This window comes from Paenibacillus sp. Marseille-Q7038 (assembly GCF_965111595.1).
On record NZ_CBCOOM010000001.1, the window covers coordinates 766,595 to 784,614 of the forward strand.

An 18,020-nucleotide genomic window follows, 5' to 3' on the forward strand; every position below is an offset into this window, starting at 1 on the left:
CATCCCCCGTCGATATGATAAATTATGGAACTAGCTTTAGATGCCCTTCATTATACAACATTACGTATTGTAGTGGAACAAGAAATACAGGGATAAATTTTGTTGTATGGGGTACAAACTGCTGCAGATATTTCAATTGAAGAACAGAATGATCGTAATCTTATAGCGTTATATCTGTCTTTACGCTTTACTAAGCGTACGTAATCTTAGATTTTCGAGTAATATGAACAATTTGTGAAGTCTTATTTAAAAAATGAATATCCGGAATGATGGAGGTGGACTTCAGTATGGGTCAGCAAATAATTCAAAAGAAAACGGTGAAAAAGTTGCGTATTGATAAAATTTTAAGTCATATGGGATATGGCACTCGTTCGGAAATTAAGAAGGCAGTAAAGAATGGGTATGTTACGGTGAATGGAAAGCTGATCAAGGACAGCGGGATGCAAGTTGATCCTTATGGGGATTTGATTGAGATTGACGGGGAAACGGTGAAATACAGAGAGTTCATTTATCTGATGCTTCATAAGCCTCCAGGGGTTATCTCGGCTACAGAGGATATAAGGGAAGAAACCGTAATTGATCTTCTGGATCCCGAATATGCAATGTTTGGGCCTTTTCCGGTTGGACGTTTGGACAAGGATACGGAAGGGCTGCTAATTCTCACGAATGACGGGCAACTCTCACATAATTTGTTGTCTCCTAAGAAGCATGTACCTAAAACGTATGAAGCAATTGTCTCAGGGGAGATCGGTGAAAAAGAAATTCATGCTTTTAAGCAGGGTGTAACACTCGATGATGGATACACAACGAAACCTGCGGTTCTAGAGATTTCCTCTGTTGATTCTGGCGAAGAGAGAAAGACTTCCCGTGTGTTGGTTACGATTCATGAGGGGAAATTCCATCAGATTAAGCGGATGTTTGAAGCCGTTAATTCGGAAGTCTTATATCTCAAGCGTATCTCAATGGGTGCATTGCAGTTAGACCCATTGCTTCCCATTGGATCTTATCGGGAGCTGACGGAAGAAGAACTGAATATTCTCACCGGGGCGGATCTTGCAAAATAATAAAGAAACAAAGGATGGATAAGAATATGAATTATAAACTGATTGCTCTAGATGTAGATGGTACTCTTCTACATGATAATCATGAATTATCTGAAGCGAATAAAAAAAGTATCAAGGCCGCGGCTAGCCGTGGAGCAGAGTTTGTACTTTGTACCGGCAGAGGCCCGGTTAACACGATTCCACTGATGGAGAAAATGGGACTCGGCGGTTATGTGATCACCCATAATGGAGCCGTTACGGTTGAGATAAAGACGCAGGAAGTCATCGACCAATTTCCTATGAATGCGGAAGGACTACAGCCTTATGTAGATTATTGCCGAGAGCATGGAATTCATTTTGATGTGAATACGGCGTTTGGATTGTATGTTGATAAAGCAGATCAAATGTCCACTAAAGTGCGCGGTATGTATGATGAGGTTTTTGTTGAACCTTTGAATTTGCCACACTGGTCAGAATTAAGTGAACCGGTCGTTAAATTTTCGGCTTTTGGGGATCTTGATACGATGAATCAGCTAGAAAAAGAATGGAACACTTGGAACAGCCCGTTTTATATGGTCCGCAGCGGTGACTTCTTCCTGGATCTTATGCATAAGGATGCTTCGAAAGGAGAGGCACTCAGACGTCTTGCAGCGAGCAGAGGAATTGCCCGGGAGAACGTTCTGGCTATGGGAAACTATTATAATGATATTACGATGCTGACATTTGCAGGTAAAGGTATTGCGATGGACAATTCGCCTATTGATGTAAAGGCAGCTGCTGATGAAGTTACCCTCTCTAATAATGAAAATGGAGTTCATCATGCACTCGAAAAATTTGTAATAGACGTTAAGTAATATTCTTCCTTGTCCCAGGGTACTACTATGTATATCAGAAACTCTTAAAGCAAGAGTGAAATGGTCTACAGGAGGTTAACAAACATGAGCTATCATATTCGGCTTCGGCCTGATTTGCGAACGGCAAATGGAGAAGTTCAAGATATTATGATTGAAGACAGGTATGCCGGCACGCTTATTCTTGTCTTCCGGGAAGGCCATCGGCTTGCAGGGAGTGTCCAGCTTGATTCGCAAAGTGTTCCGCCGGATGCTAAAGAAGAGATTCTTACTTATATACAGCAATATTTACTGCAATTTCGTGATGCGGTAGATGCCGAACATTTTGATATTATGTTAACCTGGGGCGAGGTGGAAAGTGTCCTTGGAGATGAGGATGGTTACGAGGAAGATTCGCTCCCGCCGTCATCAGAGTCTATCATTCCTGAACCATCGTCTCTTTTTCTATATGAAGATGAGAGCGGTGAAATGCAGATTGAGCTGTTATCTGCCGGACGATTTGTGTCTCAGTTTGAATTGCAGAATGGGAAGGGACAGACGATAGCTCATGCTGTTCTAAAGCAGTATGGTACCGATATCCAGGGAGAAGTAGACTGGCTAAAGGAGCCGCTCGAAGAGGAACTTGAGTCTGCAGAAGAACTATTAGTCGCCGAGGTGGATGATGGGGAGATTGATACCATTACTATTGAGATGAAATATAAGGATAATTTGATCACAATCCTTGAACTCGTGAGGCAAGATCAAGTCGCGTACACGGCACCAGATGAGGTAGATGGTCCCGATTGGGATGAAGATGGAGTAGAACTGCAATCGATCTTAGATCATGACGAAGAGGAAGCGGAAGAATCCTGTTATGTGAGGTTGATCCGTCAAGATCATGAGATTGTATCCTACGATCTATTTCTTCAGGAGCACGGAGGATTACCTGTCGCTTCCGCCACCCTAGATATAAGTGAAGCTGCAGTATCGGGATATATTGATTTCTATATTGAACTCTCGGAGGAACAGCGCCATGATCTTGTCTTGGTCCTTTCCAAAGAAGTTGAAAAAGAGACCGATATAAAACAGCTGCATATTACGATGTTATACCGTAATGTAGTTATTGATGAAATGCTGCTTACTTCGGACGAGGATTGAAAATAAATAACGTTATAAATCAAAAGGCATCCTTTTAATGGTGCCTTTTTGTTATGTGTAAAAAAGGAAAGAAACGCTTAGCTGACCTCTGCTTTTATGAAAAGAATGGGGTACCTTCTTTACTAATTTACATAAGCTAAGATATCATGATGAAAGAATTACTTGATAAGATGACTACGAGAAAGGGGCTCTAATACATGCGATTGCTCCAAGCATTATTTTTCCCTCCTGAACAGCCAGGCGGGGTTTCATCCATGATTCCTTATATGCAAGAACGTTTTAGCAGCCCAAGATGGGAGATGGAATTGTTCTCCTTGCCAAAACGGATTCGAAATAAAGGCAGTGAAGAAGTTGTATTTGATACGTTTGATTGGACTCTATATCAGGATAGTTCTGTGGTCACCAAATATATCCAAACATACCGTGATTACTTATGGTGGGTGAAGCTCCGGCTACATAAATCTTATGATCTTATTCATGCTCATCATCCCATTGCCGGACTTGCTATGAAAGAAGCATTTCCTGATGTTCCCCTCATTCAAACCATTCACTCTAGTTACGAGAGAGAACTTATTCTCAACGGTAGAATCAAAGAGGGTGGATTGGAGCATAGGTTTCTGACTTCGCTCTATAGAGAAATGGAGGCTAAAGCGGATTGTCTCCTTACGGTTTCTGAATCATTTAAGGACTACTTGAGACCTTATATACAGCACCCTGAGAAGATTGACATTATTCCTAATGGCTTTGATGAGAAACGGTTTAAGCCTGTTCCTCACGAGAATGAAGTACCACAGCTTGTCACTGTATGCCGCCTTGTCCCTGCAAAAGGGATTGATACGTTGCTGAGAGCTTGTTATGAGCTGAAAAAGAAAGGTCACGACTATGTCCTTCATATTATTGGGGATGGTCCAATCCGTTCCGAGCTTGAGAAGTTGGCACAGGATCTCGGCATATATAACGAAACCATTTTTTATGGGTACACGCTCCATCCCGAGGAGTTTATGCCGTTCTTCGATATCTTTGTTCTTCCCTCGAGAGCAGAAGCGTTCGGTTCGGTATTTGCAGAAGCAGCACTGAGCTCACTTGCCCTTGTTGGTACGGAAATCGGAGGGATTGCAGAACAAATCGAAGATGGAGTAAATGGCCTGTTAGTTCCTGAAAATAACCCTGTTGCTCTCGCTGAAGCACTGGAGAAAGTGATTCTTGATCCATCGTACCGATATGAGCTGGCCCGTACGGCAAGTGAAAAGGCGAAATCAGAATACTCGCTTAGCCGTTCTGTTAATTTGCTTAAAAAGCTATATTTGCAGTACGAAATATCCAGTTAAGAAGAATTACGGTTTACTGCGAAAGGAACCTAGCGGGCTTTTGATTAGATGAAAAACCCAAATGATCGCTAGCAGTCCATAAACGGGATAGAGAATGGATAGTAAGGAACTAAACCCAAACTGACTTACTAAATAACACGTTAACATAATGAGCAAAGTGATAAGTTTAGGCGATACTTGGATATGTTGACGCACTTGTAGTGTAATTCCGTAGATATCCGCAACAAAAGTACTGAAAATCTCCAAGAAAATAAGAACAATATAGACAATCTGTATGGCGGCCCCCAAAGCAAAGGCAATACTCCCCATTGGAATCTCAAACTGCCGAATTCCAGGCATATAGGCGGATATAGCAAAGTGGGCCGTCATTAGCATACAACCAATCCCAATCCCCCCAATCATTCCTCCATACTTAATTACATTTCTATCTTTTAATTGGCTGCCAAGAGGTACAAGTATAGCTTGGGCCATAGCTAGGTTGAAGGACGTATACAATAACGGAGATAGCCAAGTGGCAAACATGCTGCGGTCCGGCTCAAGACGAATGAAATTAGAAGCTGAGGGATGTTGAATCGTGCTGATTAGGATCATTAGTGATAACAGAAGCATGAAGGGGACAATGACACTATTCATTTGCAGAATGGCTTTGATTCCTCGTCCAAGCAGTAAATAAGTGCCGATAAGAGTAATGATCAGTCCTGTTTGGTAGGTTAGATGAAGATGTTCAACAAAGACAGATCCTGCACCTGCCAGCATGACACTGTTTACACCGATGAGAACAAACAACGTGAAAAAACTAATCCATTTCCCAACCTTTTCGCCAAAAAGTTTCCTGTTTAAGTCTTCGTATGAATGTGCGCCAGAATCATGTGCGATCAGCATCATTTTCGTACCCAGCCATATAAAAAGTATGCTGGATAGAACAATGGTGAGTGTAGCCCATTTCCCATATTCAGAGAAAAACTGCAAGATCTCCTGGCCTGTGGCAAAACCTGCTCCGACAATCGTGCCTATGTAAGTGAATGCAACTTGTAAGACCTTGAAACCCTGTCTCATGAGTATCCTCCTTGTCCAATCTGTATAACAACAGCTTATAGTCGTCCCAAAAAATAACTACTCGTACAAGGTATGCTCTTGTCCATCTGGACATGACAATAAGTAAGAAGAGGAAGTATAAGGCAGGAATAGTTACACACCAATGGAAGAAATAAACTTTCATATTGAAAGCCACCCATATTTTATGATACTTTTACGTCATAGGATGGGCTGGGAGGTCATAACATTGGAAGTACTAAAACAAAAAATCAGGGAGCAAGGCGTCGTTATCTCAGACAAGGTTCTGAAGCTTGATGCATTACTGAATCATCAGATTGATCCTGCACTTACCATGCAGATGGGACGCGAGTTTGCGGCAAAATTTAGTGAAGATGGAGTCACACGCATCATTACCGTCGAATCTTCAGGAATTCCAGTCGCTTTTGCTACTGCTGCAGAAATGGGAGTGCCTCTTGTTTTCGCTCGAAGAAAGAAAACATTGCTGGCTGATCCGGATGCATATTGCGAGCGTGTTCCTTCGTTTACGAAGGGAATTGTAACTGATATTATGGTATCGCGTGAGTTTATTGGTCCAGAGGATCGGATTTTATTTATTGATGATATTATCGCGAACGGGGATGCAGCCAAAGGCGTCATTAAAATTATTGAACGTTCTGGAGCAGAGCTCGTCGGATTTGGTGTTGTGGTTGAAAAATGTTTCCAATCGGGTGCGAGCACCCTTCGTGAACAAGGGATTAGAGTAGAGTCACTCGCGAAGATTAAGTCTCTGTCAGATGGTAAGGTCCATTTTGCTTAATCCCTTTATTTGAACGGATTTATCTATTTCTTTCATATTCTGGTTGCCTAATTTTGTTTAATGCCTTTGCATCGCGTTTTTTATGGCTTATAATAAAAGTAGGTTAGGGAGAGGAGGCAACACCCATGGGGAAAGAACCAAACGAACAGTATTTCCTTGATAAGTTAGCGCAGTCCAAAGTTCATTTTGAGCGTGCCCTTGATTGTAAGCATACGGAGTTTGATGACCTTTATCCCTATATGCTTGAACATCCGCAGTTCTTCTGGTATAAAAGGTATGTTGCTTGGTCTGAACTTCTCACTATTGTAAACCTGTGTGAAGAATTGTCCTTCTCATGGAAAGATGAATTTACACCTCACCAGGTCGAATATGTTGAACAGCGTGTGATGTCGGCGAAGGTGCTTGATTTCTGGTTCGAAAAGAACGACAGTAAAGAGCATGCTTCACGTTAATTTTTAGTAACACTGTGATCAGCTTAAGACCTAAATGCACGCATTTAGGTCTTTTTTGCATGTTAGAATGAGACAAGCTGTGTTTCCTCGCAGCCCTAAGGAGGGATAGATAGATGATAACAGATGAGCGCTTAAATGAACTTCGTGAGTCGGGTGAACGTGTTCGCGTCGTTAGAGACAATCTGGAAGTTAACGATGTGGTTGGTATCGTCGTGGCTTGGAGTGATGAACAAATCATGGTTCGAAAACGCAATCGGCGTATTGTAAAACTAGATCGGAATTATTTAATTCAGCTAGAAAGCGAACCAAGACGAAGTCCTACAGACATGTAGCTAATACTATATTGCCGTTCTTATCTAATGTTCTTTCTAGAAGGAGCATAAGAAAGAACGGTTTTTATTTTATATTCCCTGATCCATTCCACCCAGATAAACCTGCATTCTTGAGTATAATTCATTTTTATACTGAGATAATGGAAGATCTACACGCATCTCTTTTCCTCTTATTTTGGCATCTGCCCATAAACCTTTCTTATTTGATTTGATATTTGTAATCCGTATATCCTTTCGAGCAAACTCCATTTGTATTTCTGACAATAGTAGAGTTACACGTTCCATTCCACTTGACAGCACTTCTATATAAAGAATTGGAGTTCGAAGGAGCGGATGGTTAGCTAATATCTGCAGATCTCGGTGAAAGATGCGATCAACGAGCAATAACTGCAAATAGCTGCAAATCAAGCTTTGTTCTTCATAAGATGTGTCTGCCGTCATGTGGATCTCTCCTTTTCGATATAAGAACTTATGTTCCTATTCTATGTTGTATTCCACAAAATAATCAATCATTCGCCTACTAAATATAAGAAATTTTCTTTCCTGAAAACCTCACATAATTTCTTGGTTCTAAACAAATAATGTATATATCTTCAATAAAAAGAAAAAATTCTTATAGAAGGAGGGGGCGTAATGGCAACTCGAAAACAAAAACGAAGACAGCTTAAGAAAAAAGTGCTGACTTCTTTTAGGTGGGGAAGTCTGGGCTTAATTGTATGGTGTATAGCCTCAAGTATAATGATATCTGCAACAATAGGAGCGAGCCCGGTTCATGCTGAGCCTGTAAAGAAAATGGTTATTATCATTGATGACCTTGGTAATGGAATGAAAGGTACGGATGAAATGCTGAATATGCCGACTACCATAAATGTGGCGATCATGCCTTTCTTACCGACAACGAAAAGAGATGCAGAACTTGCTCATCAAAAGGGGATTGATGTACTAGTTCATATGCCGATGGAACCTCGTAAAGGAAGAAAAGATTGGTTAGGTCCGGGTGCAATTACGACAGATTTATCCGATGAGGAGATTCGCAAGAGAGTCAATGCAGCAATCGATGAAGTTCCTCATGCCATTGCGATGAACAATCACATGGGGTCCAAAGTCACTTCTGATCGGCGCATCATGTCCATTGTGCTGGATGTATGTAAAGAAAGAGGTCTCTTTTTTGTGGATAGTAAAACGGATCAGCATTCGGTTGTGGCTGAACTCGCCGCAGAAAAAGGAATGCCGCCCGTGGAAAATGATATCTTTCTGGATGATCAGTACTCCATTAGTCATATATCAAGGCAGATGAGACTTGCTGAAGAGAAATTGAAGCAACAAGATATTTGTGTAACGATTGGACATGTCGGAGTGCCAGGGCTGATAACGGCAGGTATCATCAGAGATGCCATTCCCCGATTAACGGGAAAGGTCGAAATGATCAGCATCAGTGATATGGTGAAACAAGTATGGAACTGGAATCCAGATCCTACAATACCGACAAATAATAAATAATGCCTGTACTGATAGCTTCGGCTATCTGTTTTTGCCCGCTGCTTGAGCTAAGCATCTCTCGATCATGTAAGTTACTGATAAAACCGGCCTCAACGATGACGGCTGGTTTCTTTATATAATTGAGTAAATAAAAAGGTTTTCCCCATTCTACGCTGCGATCCGTGTGATACATCGTATTAAGTGAACTTTGAATCGATTCGGCCAGCATATAACTTCTTCCTTCCCGCTGATGAAGGACGACAGGCCCATGTGATTTTTCTTTTTTGCTCCAGTTGACATGAACACTGACAATAAGATCAGAGGGAAGCTCATCACTGAGTCCTTTTCGCTGAGCCAAGTCTTTTAAATGCCTGGAGCGGCTTTTAAGCCATGTGTTATCATCACTAAGTGCATAATCTCCATTTCGATTGAGCACGACAGGATAACCTTTCGACTTCAGCTTCATGTATACTTTCTGGGAGATGGAAAGGTTAATATTTTTTTCGAATAAATCATTCGCAGATGTTCCACCGTCAATCCCTCCATGTCCTGCATCAATAATAATAACCGGATGACGAAATACAGTATGAGATATATGATCATCATAATTTTGTTGAACAGCAGGCGTTGCTGTTGCGGCGGCAGATCCCATAAGGAAAAGAAATAATAAAGAAAAACATATCCGAATTTGTTTTGGCATATAAATCAGACCTTTCCTCTAATGTGTCGCTTATCGTTTCAAACCCCTTCCCATAGACTGTGCAAAATTAAATGTTTCATTCAGTTGAAAATTATAAAATGTTTATTTATATAGGTTCTCGTGCACACTAAGAAAAATAGCTGCTGGTCAAAGGAGAGAATGAACATGGCTAAAGGAAATGATCTGATTAGATATATAACCGAGCAAGTGGTTGAACATATGGAAAAGCCAAAAGAAGAGCGTAAATCCTTACGAAAAAGAAAAGAACCTTGGCAGACGAGATGGTTTGGAATGCTTCCACTTGGGGTATCCATGTGGGCAAAAGATAAGAAGAAGGAAGTTCGCAGCAAAAAAAAGAACCAGAATACAGCTTCTGATTCTTAGATTTAAAAAGCCTTATTCCTTATCACAAGGGATAGGGCTTATTTGGTATTTTCGTAAAAATTTCCGTTAAGGCGCAGTCTTTTAACAGGAATATACCTTACGAGGGAATCGTTTGTGCCAACACGGAGGAAAGAGACATCATCGCGATCAGGACTTGTCCATGTTGCATACCCTGAGATGGAAAGCGGTCCGCTGTACCACATATTGTGATCAGAAGAACGGAAGATGAGCTGTTTTGAGGTATCGAGTTTTTCGAGAAGTGTAAGTTCAGAAATGATAGGTACCGGAATTGAAGCCCGCCACTTGAGATTCTCGGAAGAATCAAAAAGGGGTGAGGTCTGTTGTATTGTTTTAAGTGTATGGTCCGTGCTTATCCAATCGGAATAACTATCTATAATATGGGGCTTAGTAAGCAATTCTGGGTTATCCAGAAGCACGTCTCCACTCCCAGCATCCACATATATTGTTTTTTCTTCTTTTTCAATAACCCAGTATGATAATTTCCCTGTATATTTCATTTCATAAGGAATAGAATTTTTCGTTCCCTTTTCCAGGTGAGAAAGATGCCCGAGTTCATATAATAATTCGGGATCAAACACGGAAGAAGTTCCTACCCCATATTCAGTAACTAGATACTTGGTCTGTGATACTGATGTTTCATCTGCGGATGACTGTTCCGCTGTTATGATCAGGTAGCCGACAATATCTTCACCTTGAAGCACATGCACAAGAAAACTGTGCGTCCCGGGACCAAGCGGCATAATATGAAGGCTGGAGTTCATAAAATCAGCAAATTCGTTGTTTTGAGAAAGCTCTTTTATCGTATGCTCTGCAAGCTGAAGGACGGGGGCAGGAGCCGTATTTCCATTATAAGTAGAGCCTTGTTCTGCATAAGAAGGTGTATAGTAAGCGTAAAAAGATAAAATGAAGATACACAACATGCTTAGCAGTAATTTTGTTCGTTTCAACGAAATAACACCTTCTTTTCTGCAGGCTAAAAAACGGCACCTGCTGTTCTTATCTACATTTTACCGATGAAAGAACGAGAAAGGTGCTGTTTACTGGAGTGGACCCTAAGAAAGACATGCACTAGTTTTGACGAAAAAGATGATGTTTCCTTATTCTGTGCCGAATGGAGGAAGCGGCCGAATTGGCTACCTTAGATGCATAATTCCACAGCTAACCGTACTTACGTTGATTTTAGGTTCATACTGCCATTTCATTTCGCTGCGTCTGCGATTATATTGTTCCTGAATAGGCAGCTTCTGTTCTTCCTCTGTTTGTTCTTTCAGTAAATCTTCATAGTAAGTATCCAGCACGACTAGTTCTTCTTCTAAGCGGCTTTTTGCAGCATCTGCCCAGCTATAGTCAATTAATCGAAGTTTGCCATGAATATGTTTTTCTAGTGACTCAGCGGCTTGCTTAAGTGGGATTCGCCCTCCTTGAACATGCATATTATCGGGGAGTCTTGGACTTAGTTCTCTTTTATCTAGAACGAGTCCAAAGTCTTCAGCAATTCTGCCTGTCAGCAGTGAAATTCCTAAAAAATGCAGTTCCTCTCTTTTAAGATCACAAGACAGTTCTACTTTAAAGCAGACGCTAAGCCAAGGCTCATAGGCTTTTGGAATCGAGCCGCTGATCTGCCTTTTAGAAGGGAGCTCAAATAAGTTAACGTAAGCTCCACCTTCACGAGAAGCCGTGAAAATTTGTTTGAGTCGAGGACTGCCATAAATTATAGGTTCACGAAGCACACGTCCTGGGCCGAGAACAGGGAGAGCAGGAGCGTTTCCATAGTAGCGTCCTAGCAATGCGTCTTGATTGACGCCGGATGTTCCGAGTTCTGCAGCCGTTTCTAAACTAGCTTGCTGTTTTTGTATTTGTTCAGCCTTTTCATGCGCTTCTTGGTCAAAAATAAACATAAAAGACATCGTCTCCGCAGGAGTGCCTGTTCGGTCTACAAATCCCCAGTAATAAGGTCGATTGGTGAGTGCTTTATCCGCTTCTATGGACAATTTCACCGTAACATGAGCAGGGGATTTTTCAATCACTTGGCAATCCATTGCTTCAAGAAATGTCATAACATAAGACTGAACCTCTTCTTTAGACATTGTCATAAGGAGCTCCCCCTTTTGCGGCTTTTAGTGGAAGAACCAGCTTGCTTCATTTTCATTGGATCTAGAACACTGCCTACTGCATCTTTAACAAGAGAAGCGTCAGGCTGCTGTTTGACCTCTTCTTTAATCGAATGAATGTTATGAGACAGAGCATTCATTTTTTCATTAATTTCGTCTTCGTTTGAGGATTCAAGTATGATTTTAGTGAGACTTTTCTCAATGGATTCTTGTTTCTCAAGACGTTCAAGGATGACGTCCAGTCCGCCGATTACCATCTCGAACATATTAATTTTTTCATGTAAGAGGTGCAAGATATGCTCTTCAATGGTGCCGCGCGTTGCTAAATTATATATATTAACGTCATTTTGCTGACCGAGCCGGTGGACCCGACCAATTCGCTGTTCGACTCGCATCGGATTCCAAGGCAGATCAAAATTAATCATGTTATGACAAAACTGCAGATTAATGCCCTCACCGCCGGCTTCTGTTGCGATCATGACTTGAACCCGACCACGAAATAGATCCATCATCCAGTCTTTTTTACCCCGGTTCATACCACCGCGATAGGGAACAGCTGTTAGACCGCGGTCACGGAAATAATTAAGCAAATACTCCTGAGTAGCTCGGTATTCAGTGAAGACAATCACTTTCTCATTCATTTCACGAATAAGCTCCATCGTCTTTTCTGCTTTGGTGTTGGCTTTTATCGCTTTGATATTGGCAACAAGGTCCCAGATTCGGTCACGCCATGGGGAGTCTGGAGCCATTTTTTTAGATAAATTAACAAGAGTAACGAAAACAGCATCACGACTGCTGCAGACCTCTCTTTGTAAAGTTACCATCGAGAACATGCTGGTCATATTACCACCCGCCGAATGAAACTGATCTTTTACGAAAGCGGTAACTCCATCATAAAGAGCTTGTTCTTCCGGTGAGAGGGTGAGATTAATATTCGTAACTTTCCGTTTCGTAAAGTAAACAGGGCCTTCGCCTCTTCGATTACGGATCATAACTTTAGCCAGCTCATCCTTCAGTTGATCCTCATTTTTAGCCATTCGTTTATCAACCACAAAATTAGCAGCAAAGTCGCCTTGGCGGCCAAGTTGTCCCGGTTTCAAAAGAGTAATGAGATTGAACAACTCACTCAAATCATTTTGCACCGGCGTTGCGGTTAACAAAAGACAATACTTTTTGCGCAATTTCAGCATGAATTGATAATTGGACGTTTTCTTATTTTTTAATTTATGAGCTTCATCAACGATAATCATATCGTAGTCGGTACTCATCAAGATTTCTTGATGCGGGTCGCGTTTTGCTGTATCCATAGAAGCAACCACAATATCATTTTGCCAGGAGTACGCCTTTTTCTGTGCGACAGCTGAGATTCCAAATTTAGAATTAAGTTCTCTTACCCATTGCAGTACAAGGGATGCAGGAACAAGAATAAGAACTTTAGATACGAGACCGCGAATTAAATATTCTTTTAAAATGAGCCCTGCTTCAATCGTCTTTCCAAGACCAACTTCGTCTGCAAGAATGGCACGTCCCGACATTTCAAACAGCACTCTGCGAGCGGTGTCAATCTGATGCGGAAGCGGTGTGAGATCTGGGATATGTTTTAAACACTGCATATCATCAAAACTTGGTATGAGTCCTCTTTCTTCAGCCTCAACGGCAAGTTGAAAAAGACGATAGTCGCCCCATGGTCCGCCTTTGTCTAGTCTACTCGTAAGTTCATCAAGCCAGTTTTGATCAAAGTGAAGTGGAACGGGCAGCGGTTCGGGCTGAAAGCTCGCGCGGGCGGGTGGTATTTTTCTATTCACTGGTGTTATTGCCTCCCCTGTCGTCTCATAAGTATTCATAGTATGGACGAAAGCGAAGAGATTCATAACTAATTCAGCACTTTGCTATAGAAGCGATACGACAAAGTTCCTGATTTTATTTGACTTACAATAGGTGCGTATACATAATGGCTACATACAATATAATTGTATATAATGATTAGACATCATGAAGCAATTTTGTTTTGTACAGCAGTAGGAGGGACACAGGGTGAATAAACAATTCATACAAAGTAATGCAGACTTATCAGCTTATTCTACTTATGAGATCGGAGGCAAGGCTAAATATCTAGCTGCGCCTGCCACAATAGAGGAATTAACTTCTGTACTAGAATTTGCAAAAGAAAAAGAACTAAAACCTTTTTGGTTTGGTATGGGATCGAACATCCTATTCCCGGATGAACCGAAAGAAGATATGATCTTTATCAGTCTTAAGGAACTAAAAGAGACTCATATTGATGAGAAAGGTTGGTTTGTTTCTGCCGGTATGCCGATGTCGCATTTGTCGCTTATTGGGCTGGCTTCGGGAACAGCTGACTTTGATTTTTGTTTTCTGCTCCCAGGAACGGTAGGCGCAGGAATTTATATGAATGCGAAATATTATAACAGACAAATTTGTGACATTCTTGATACTGCCTTTTATATTGATTTGAAAGACCCCGAATTTAAAGTCCAGACCATCCATGTAGATGGATGCGGTTATAGTTACAAGAATTCTATCTTTATGAACAATGATTGGATTATTGTGGGAGCATACTTAAAACATCCTGACTTTAACGCGCTTGAGCAAGGAATTCGTGAAGTGGAAAGACTAGAACAAGTAGTAGAGTATCGAAACCCATCTGTCTTGCCTAATTTTTATAAATACTACACGGCCATGGCTGAGACTTGGGCACAGGATCATCAAGCAGAGGTTCCTGAATCTTTCAAAAGCGTGATTCTGGATCGCGGAAGCAAGTTCCATTTTGATTATCCTTCTTGCGGATCTGTTTTTAAAAACAACTATAATTTTGGTGAACCCATGGGTAAAGTGGTCGATCGGCTAAACATGAGAGGAACAGTGCACGGGGGTGCATCTATTTCATCTTGGCATGGAAATATGATTGTGAATCAAGGTAATGCAAAAGCAGAAGATATCGTACATTTGGTTGAACAAGTGAAGAAATCAGTGAAAGAAGCATTTGATTTTATCCCGGAAGAAGAACTCATTATTGTAGAAAAGAAATAAGATTGGACGCAAATGAATCCCTTCTAAATTAAAAAACCATGTCTGGTTCCTTTTATTAGGAAGCTTGACATGGTTTTTTTGACATTGGCATTTCTAATTAGTGCTTAAAAGAAACGGTAAAACAGGGGGAGAAACTTGTGAAGAATAATGAGTTTATGTTAAAGTTAACATAATAAATATAGCTATTTTCGGGCAAAAAAGCTGGATTTGTTCGTTATGCGCTGAATGTGATGATATGAATTTCTATATCTGTTATTTTCAGAAAGGTGAGAAATTCAAGTGGTGAATAACAAGGAGTTGCAGGCAGAAGAACTAGAAACGTTAGACCAGTTATTAATGACTTTTATCAGGTTTAAGAACAAGATATATGTAGAACAGCAAAAAGAATTTAATCACAAGCTAAATCCCACGAAGATACAAATTATATATATGTTATCTCGTGAACGCCTTATGGCCGTTGAGATTGTGAAGCGACTTCAGCTATCTTCGGGTGCAACCACGATCATCCTTAATCAACTTGAAGCAGAAGGGTACATTACCCGTGCTCGAAGTGAGGAAGACAGACGAATCGTGTGGCTGTTCCTAACGAAGGAAGGCCAGCACATCGCAGATCATTTACGTGAAAATCGCAAACGTGTGAATAAAGAGATTCTAGGGCTTCTATCACAAGAGGAAAGAGTACAATTTCTGGATATCGTAAAAAGAATGGAAGAACGAATCCTTGATGCTCTTACATAAAAGAACCAGACTCTTGAAGCCTAGGCTGCTTGAGTTTGGTCTTTTTTTATAATTTGAACCTTTGAATATGGTCATTCAGATTTTCTTGTAATAGGATTTCTTTTTGTCTAGATCCAAGAAGATCAAAGTGCGGAAATGGATCTCGATGATGAATATATTTGGGATTAAGGTTATGTTCTTTGCACCAGTGCTGTAAACGCTTAAGATCAGAGCAACCTACCTTCGTTACACTGGTTACGCCAGGGAAACGAGGATCTATCCAGTAATGAGTCAGATAAGCAATCTGACCTTCTCTCACTTTTTCTTTCCACTCTTCGAGTTCGCTTCGTGTAATGCCAAAAGCCATGTTATTCATCCTTTGCTTCATTACGATTCGTCATCTATTCTTATATGTTACCTCAAAAATGGGATAGAAGCGAACAAGGATACGGAAAAAAACACCGTATTTATCAGAAAACAATGCCTATAGGAAAGAAGCAAGAGAGGAATTGATGATGATATATGGAGCTTTTTATTACAATACTCATTATGCTCATAATTATCGGGTTATCCAACGTAATTAATCGGTTTGTTCCCTTTATTCCGGTTCCGCTGATCCAAATTGCGCTTGGAGTGGTCTTTGAAGTTGTTCCTTTCGGGATCCATCTCGATTTAAATCCGGAACTGTTTTTTGTACTGTTCATCGCTCCGCTTCTTTATAATGATGGGCGTAAAACACCGCGGGATGAACTATGGAGTCTGCGTACGCCGATTTTGCTGCTTGCACTAGGACTCGTCTTTTTAACGGTTCTTGTAGCAGGTTATGGTATTCATATGCTGATTCCGAGCATACCGCTTCCAGCAGCGTTCGCGCTTGCCGCGATTCTATCTCCGACTGATGCTGTAGCCGTGGGAGCGATGGCTGAACGTGTTCATCTACCTAAGAGTATTTTGCGGACGCTTGAGGGCGAAGCACTTATGAACGATGCTTCCGGTCTGGTCGCTTTTAAATTTGCGCTGGCTGCGACGGTAACGGGTGTATTTTCATTAGCAGATGCCTCTATCAGTTTTGTGGTTATCGCTGTCGGCGGATTGCTCCTCGGTGCCGTAATGTCTTTTCTTATTCGTAAAATTGGAGTGCTGCTTCGAAGATTTGGCATGGAGGACGTAACCGTTCATATGCTCATTCAAATCATTACTCCGTTTATTATTTACCTCGTAAGTGAAGAACTCGGTTTATCCGGAATTTTAGCAGTGGTAGCAGGTGGGATTATCCATGCGATTGACCGGGATCGGGCCGATACGGTTCAGCCGAAAATGCAAATTGTGGCAGAAAGTACTTGGTCCGTAATTGTATATATATTAAATGGTCTTGTCTTTGTTATTCTCGGTATACAGTTTCCTAATGTACTCAGTAAGATTTGGGATAATGGAGCCTTTAATCATGTGCAGATTGTGACCTATATTTTCATTATTACGCTGATCCTGTTTGTTCTGCGGTTTCTATGGATTTATGCCTTTGAGACAACAACGTGGAAAATGAATAAGCAGGAAAAACCTGTGATGAAGCACATTATTTTAACGACCTTATCGGGTGTACGCGGAGCTGTGACGCTTGCCGGTGCCTTTTCGATTCCTTTTGTCCTTATGGATGGGTCCCCTTTCCCAGAACGAGATCTGATTCTCTTTATATCTGCTGGTGTGATTCTGCTGTCACTGATTACGGCAAGTATCGCACTCCCGCTTATTGCAGACAAAGAAGAGAAGGCCGGGGCAGATGTAGTCCAAATACGTGTGTTAACCAAAATATTTGATCGTTCCATCCAAGTGGTTAAGTCCGAGATGAATGATGACAACAAAGCGGCCGTATTGTCGGTAATCGCGGATCTTAACAAATACTTACATCATTATTCGGCCCAAGACGATAAGAAAAAATGGGGAAGTCATTTTCAAAAACAAGAAATGTCCATTCGTATGAAAGCCATTCATGCAGAGCGAAAAGAAATTGAGCATCTCCTGAAAACAGGGGAAGTAAATGAAGAGCTTGGAATGTTCTATTTAAAAGTTCTGGATCGCCGTGAAATTGTCATGTCCAGCCGAATGAAATCGCAGATTTGGTCTTCCTTGCGCAGTATCGGGCGCACGATAGGAAGGGTCTTTATGAAGAAACAGATGGATCAAAATAACCCGATGAGAGAAAGAGTGAAAGCCTCTCGTAATCTTCGTATCCAGACCTGTGAAAGTGCGATTACAGCCATCCGAAGTCAAATGAATGATGAAAACAGGGCTGCATCGCTGACCATTATTTCTAATTATGAACGGATCAACTTCATGCTTCGTGAAGGAGCTACCGAACTCGATGATAATGCTTTTAATGAAAAGAAATTAGAGCTGCAAATTAAAGCAATTCAAGAGCAACGGAATGCCGTTCAAGAGTTATTTGAAATGGGCGATATCCACCGGAATATGGCTGCTTCTTTGCGCCAATATATAAATAATCTGGAGTCTAATCTTCTGAGTGAAGAGTAAAGAAATATGCTTTATTGGAAGAGAGTTGTCCTG

General features: G+C 41.2%; 19 protein-coding genes. 12 read left to right on the forward strand and 7 right to left on the reverse strand.

Annotation, left to right across the window (positions count from 1 at the left end):
* Positions 1–287 precede the first annotated feature (287 nt).
* The 4 genes from ACWPWY_RS03790 to ACWPWY_RS03805 all read left to right on the forward strand — a co-directional run bounded on the left by ACWPWY_RS03790 (position 288) and on the right by ACWPWY_RS03805 (position 4,359).
* Entirely contained in the window at positions 288–1,064 is a 777-nt protein-coding gene (locus ACWPWY_RS03790) for a pseudouridine synthase (protein ID WP_454190457.1), read from the forward strand.
* A 26-nt stretch (positions 1,065–1,090) separates the two neighbouring features.
* Positions 1,091–1,897, forward strand: a complete 807-nt coding sequence (locus ACWPWY_RS03795) for a Cof-type HAD-IIB family hydrolase (protein WP_454190458.1) — start codon at positions 1,091–1,093, stop codon at positions 1,895–1,897.
* A gap of 84 nt (positions 1,898–1,981) precedes the next feature.
* The gene (locus tag ACWPWY_RS03800) at positions 1,982–3,031 is read left to right on the forward strand and encodes a hypothetical protein (RefSeq protein WP_454190459.1); all 1,050 of its coding nucleotides are present in this window, start codon (positions 1,982–1,984) and stop codon (positions 3,029–3,031) included.
* Positions 3,032–3,228: 197 nt separating this feature from the next.
* Positions 3,229–4,359, forward strand: coding sequence for a glycosyltransferase family 4 protein (locus ACWPWY_RS03805; protein WP_454190460.1), 1,131 nt, complete (start codon positions 3,229–3,231; stop codon positions 4,357–4,359).
* Between the two features lie 6 nt (positions 4,360–4,365).
* Here the strand turns inward: ACWPWY_RS03805 and ACWPWY_RS03810 are convergent, their stop codons facing one another.
* Positions 4,366–5,415 carry a YkvI family membrane protein gene (locus ACWPWY_RS03810; protein ID WP_454190461.1) on the reverse strand — a complete coding sequence of 350 codons (1,050 nt, stop codon included), beginning with the start codon at positions 5,413–5,415 and terminating at the stop codon, positions 4,366–4,368.
* 226 nt (positions 5,416–5,641) lie between these two features.
* On the opposite strand from ACWPWY_RS03810, the gene ACWPWY_RS03815 reads away from it, so the two are divergent.
* The 3 genes from ACWPWY_RS03815 to ACWPWY_RS03825 all read left to right on the forward strand — a co-directional run bounded on the left by ACWPWY_RS03815 (position 5,642) and on the right by ACWPWY_RS03825 (position 6,995).
* Entirely contained in the window at positions 5,642–6,211 is a 570-nt protein-coding gene (locus ACWPWY_RS03815) for a xanthine phosphoribosyltransferase (protein WP_454190462.1), read from the forward strand.
* A 125-nt stretch (positions 6,212–6,336) separates the two neighbouring features.
* Entirely contained in the window at positions 6,337–6,663 is a 327-nt protein-coding gene (locus ACWPWY_RS03820) for a hypothetical protein (RefSeq protein WP_160033066.1), read from the forward strand.
* A 113-nt stretch (positions 6,664–6,776) separates the two neighbouring features.
* Positions 6,777–6,995 carry a hypothetical protein gene (locus ACWPWY_RS03825; RefSeq protein WP_454190463.1) on the forward strand — a complete coding sequence of 73 codons (219 nt, stop codon included), beginning with the start codon at positions 6,777–6,779 and terminating at the stop codon, positions 6,993–6,995.
* 69 nt (positions 6,996–7,064) lie between these two features.
* On the opposite strand, the gene ACWPWY_RS03830 is transcribed toward ACWPWY_RS03825, so the two are convergent.
* Complete coding sequence (locus ACWPWY_RS03830; RefSeq protein WP_454190464.1) at positions 7,065–7,436, reverse strand: hypothetical protein; 372 nt, start codon at positions 7,434–7,436, stop codon at positions 7,065–7,067.
* Between the two features lie 192 nt (positions 7,437–7,628).
* Here ACWPWY_RS03830 and ACWPWY_RS03835 point away from each other — a divergent pair, with 192 nt between their 5' ends.
* Positions 7,629–8,495 (forward strand): divergent polysaccharide deacetylase family protein, encoded by an 867-nt coding sequence (locus tag ACWPWY_RS03835; RefSeq protein WP_454190465.1) that lies wholly within the window; start codon positions 7,629–7,631, stop codon positions 8,493–8,495.
* On the opposite strand, the gene ACWPWY_RS03840 is transcribed toward ACWPWY_RS03835, so the two are convergent.
* Positions 8,470–9,126: an N-acetylmuramoyl-L-alanine amidase family protein gene (locus tag ACWPWY_RS03840; protein WP_454192786.1), complete on the reverse strand. Its 657-nt coding sequence runs from the start codon at positions 9,124–9,126 to the stop codon at positions 8,470–8,472. The genes ACWPWY_RS03835 and ACWPWY_RS03840 overlap by 26 nt on opposite strands.
* A gap of 213 nt (positions 9,127–9,339) precedes the next feature.
* On the opposite strand from ACWPWY_RS03840, the gene ACWPWY_RS03845 reads away from it, so the two are divergent.
* Positions 9,340–9,558 carry a YqzE family protein gene (locus ACWPWY_RS03845; RefSeq protein WP_454190466.1) on the forward strand — a complete coding sequence of 73 codons (219 nt, stop codon included), beginning with the start codon at positions 9,340–9,342 and terminating at the stop codon, positions 9,556–9,558.
* 38 nt (positions 9,559–9,596) lie between these two features.
* Here ACWPWY_RS03845 and ACWPWY_RS03850 read toward each other — a convergent pair whose 3' ends face one another.
* The 3 genes from ACWPWY_RS03850 to ACWPWY_RS03860 all read right to left on the reverse strand — a co-directional run bounded on the left by ACWPWY_RS03850 (position 9,597) and on the right by ACWPWY_RS03860 (position 13,495).
* Complete coding sequence (locus tag ACWPWY_RS03850; protein ID WP_454190467.1) at positions 9,597–10,526, reverse strand: hypothetical protein; 930 nt, start codon at positions 10,524–10,526, stop codon at positions 9,597–9,599.
* Between the two features lie 186 nt (positions 10,527–10,712).
* Complete coding sequence (locus tag ACWPWY_RS03855) at positions 10,713–11,672, reverse strand: YqhG family protein (RefSeq protein ID WP_454190468.1); 960 nt, start codon at positions 11,670–11,672, stop codon at positions 10,713–10,715.
* A complete protein-coding gene (locus tag ACWPWY_RS03860; RefSeq protein ID WP_454190469.1) occupies positions 11,669–13,495 on the reverse strand; it encodes a DEAD/DEAH box helicase in 1,827 nt (608 codons plus the stop codon). The genes ACWPWY_RS03855 and ACWPWY_RS03860 overlap by 4 nt, the downstream gene beginning before the upstream one ends.
* Positions 13,496–13,724: 229 nt before the next feature.
* Between ACWPWY_RS03860 and murB the strand changes: the two genes are divergently transcribed.
* Together murB and ACWPWY_RS03870 are read left to right on the forward strand one after the other, a co-directional pair.
* On the forward strand, positions 13,725–14,741 hold the full coding sequence (gene murB, locus ACWPWY_RS03865; RefSeq protein ID WP_454190470.1) for a UDP-N-acetylmuramate dehydrogenase: 1,017 nt from the start codon (positions 13,725–13,727) through the stop codon (positions 14,739–14,741).
* A 279-nt stretch (positions 14,742–15,020) separates the two neighbouring features.
* Entirely contained in the window at positions 15,021–15,479 is a 459-nt protein-coding gene (locus ACWPWY_RS03870; protein ID WP_454190471.1) for a MarR family winged helix-turn-helix transcriptional regulator, read from the forward strand.
* A 46-nt stretch (positions 15,480–15,525) separates the two neighbouring features.
* Here ACWPWY_RS03870 and ACWPWY_RS03875 read toward each other — a convergent pair whose 3' ends face one another.
* Positions 15,526–15,825 carry a hypothetical protein gene (locus ACWPWY_RS03875; RefSeq protein WP_454190472.1) on the reverse strand — a complete coding sequence of 100 codons (300 nt, stop codon included), beginning with the start codon at positions 15,823–15,825 and terminating at the stop codon, positions 15,526–15,528.
* Between the two features lie 155 nt (positions 15,826–15,980).
* Between ACWPWY_RS03875 and ACWPWY_RS03880 the strand changes: the two genes are divergently transcribed.
* Positions 15,981–17,987 carry a Na+/H+ antiporter gene (locus ACWPWY_RS03880; protein ID WP_454190473.1) on the forward strand — a complete coding sequence of 669 codons (2,007 nt, stop codon included), beginning with the start codon at positions 15,981–15,983 and terminating at the stop codon, positions 17,985–17,987.
* Positions 17,988–18,020 lie beyond the last annotated feature (33 nt).